This window comes from Gemmatimonadota bacterium (assembly GCA_026706345.1).
GTDB lineage: Bacteria > JAAXHH01 > JAAXHH01 > JAAXHH01 > JAAXHH01 > JAAXHH01.
This window is the reverse complement of record JAPOYX010000100.1, coordinates 1-2014: the sequence shown is the minus strand read 5'-3', so window position 1 is coordinate 2014 and position 2014 is coordinate 1. Positions and strand designations below refer to the sequence as shown.

Sequence of the window (2014 nt, the reverse complement as noted above, 5' to 3'; positions counted from 1 at the left end):
CTCCGGGTCGTTGAGCGTGAAATCAATCACGATCCGGGTCCTGTCCTCGTTCAGCCGGAATCGCTCCACGAGGGTTTTCCTGCTACCGGATGGAGGCGCACCGTTACCGCCCGGATGGGGCCTGAAATGCCGCGTGTCTATGACCAGCGTGCCGTCTTCCCAGCGGCCGACGGAGTGACCGGTCCAGGACTGTTCGTCCTCCGGAATTGATTCAGGGTGACTGCGCCCGTCTAGGTAGATTCTACGGGGTTCGGCATCGTCTTCGCCGTGAATCAGGATCAGATCCTCACCGGCGAATTCGATTTCATATACATGAGCCCGTCCCAAACGCCCGGGAATGGACAGGTCGATGCATTGCGCATTGGGCGGTAATCCGGTTTGCCGTGCCAGCGCCGCCCGAGCGTTTTCGTTCTGAAACGACCTCACCTTGGTCTGGTATTGGCGGAATGTCTGGATGGGTAACCAAACCCCTTCCAGGCTGTCAGCGGGAACTGCGTCGTCGCGGCCGCGCTCATCCGCCTCATTGGGAATCGTCAGCATTGCCCCGTCGGCTTTCTCCACGCTTAACAGGCGAGCGTAGCTTCGTGCGGGATCCCTGTTCGGCTGCACACGCACTGTGACGATATCGCCGGGCTGCAACGAATCTTCGCGCCACCCGTTGCGGAACAGGTCGTTGCGGGTCTCGCCTTCGATTCTCCAGCGATCTGTCTGGCCATCCCCTTGCGTCACGTCGACGAACAGGTAGGTGTGAGGGTTCCGGAACTGAAACTCCGCGACCGTACCGCGGACGAAGGCTTCCGCCTCGAGATCAAACATTACGAAAGCGTGATGAGCCACAAGCGCTTGCGACACAAGCACAGTTGACAGTAGTACGGCGCGGATCAGACTGTGCATTGAGGGATCCTCCCGTGACGACGCACATGCTCGCCCGCCGCCGGATGGAAATCCCTGACCATGGTATGTCTACTGCGACGCATGCCGCAAGCTGCAACAGCCTGCTGGCAGGCGGTTTGGAATTGAGACGTCGCGCCAGACAAATGAACGGCCGATCGACGAATCGCCGACCAGCCGTCGTTGTCGAAGCCCAGCCGGGTCGACCGACAGCGAAGGGTCTCGGCGGACATCCGCGCCACCTGGACCGGACTCACGGCAAGACCACCTCAATGGCCATCAACGATGCCCGAATCGGTACAATCGGGCCCGACTCGGCCGGGGAGCACGAAGGCTGCGGCGGGGCGGTCAGCTGCCGCGAAGTCGCACGCCCCGGGTGACGCTCCTGACCTCGGCCGAAGCCGGCATCTCCGCAGGCGAGGGACTGGGGCGAATCCAACGGATCTGCGGGAGGTCTGGCATGAGACGCATGGCACTCGGCGTCGTGACGACGCTGCTGCACATCTCCCCGCTGGCGGCTCATCACAGCGATGCTGCGCTGGATCTGGATGCAGTGGCGACCTTCGAAGGGGTCGTGACCGAATACAGCATGAGAAATCCGCATACCTACCTCACGGTCCGAACCACGGACGAAGCCGGCAGCCCGATCGAGTGGACGGTCCAAATGAGTCCGGCGGTCCTTCTCCTGCGTCGGGGATGGACGCCCGGCACGCTGGCTGTGGGCGACCGTGTCACCGTCAGCGTGCGCCCGGCGCGCGACGGCCGGCCCTACGGGTTGCTGGCGTCGGTCGAGCGCGAGGGTGTGCCGCTGCTGCAACCCCGTTCGCCGGTCCCGGTGGGCGCCGGCACCACCACGCTGGAAGGCCGGTGGATCCTGGACCGGTCCAGTCTGGGTCCGGATGACGCCGGGAGCCTGGATCAGCTCACGCGCAGGGCACTCACGCTCACCGAGAAGGGCCGAACCGCGCAGGCTGCCTACAGCGAGAACTCCGAAGACAATCCAGAACTGGCCTGCATGAGCAAGCCCACGCCGGGCGCCATCATTTACTCCAGCGTCTTCCCGCTCGAGTTCGAGTTCGACGAGGCTGAAGAGATCATCATCATTCGCAGCCAGTTTTTCGAT

The 2014-nt window shown here is 63.2% G+C and carries 2 protein-coding genes; one reads left to right on the top strand and one right to left on the bottom strand.

The genetic code is table 11. From position 1 onward, the window contains the following. Positions 1–894 (bottom strand): DUF6152 family protein (locus tag OXG98_07395; GenBank protein ID MCY3771827.1); only part of this gene is annotated, 894 nt, incomplete at its 3' end. A 457-nt stretch (positions 895–1351) separates the two neighbouring features. Here OXG98_07395 and OXG98_07390 point away from each other — a divergent pair. Further along, positions 1352–2014, top strand: a 663-nt coding sequence (locus OXG98_07390; GenBank protein ID MCY3771826.1) for a DUF6152 family protein, incomplete at its 3' end; no start/stop codon positions are given.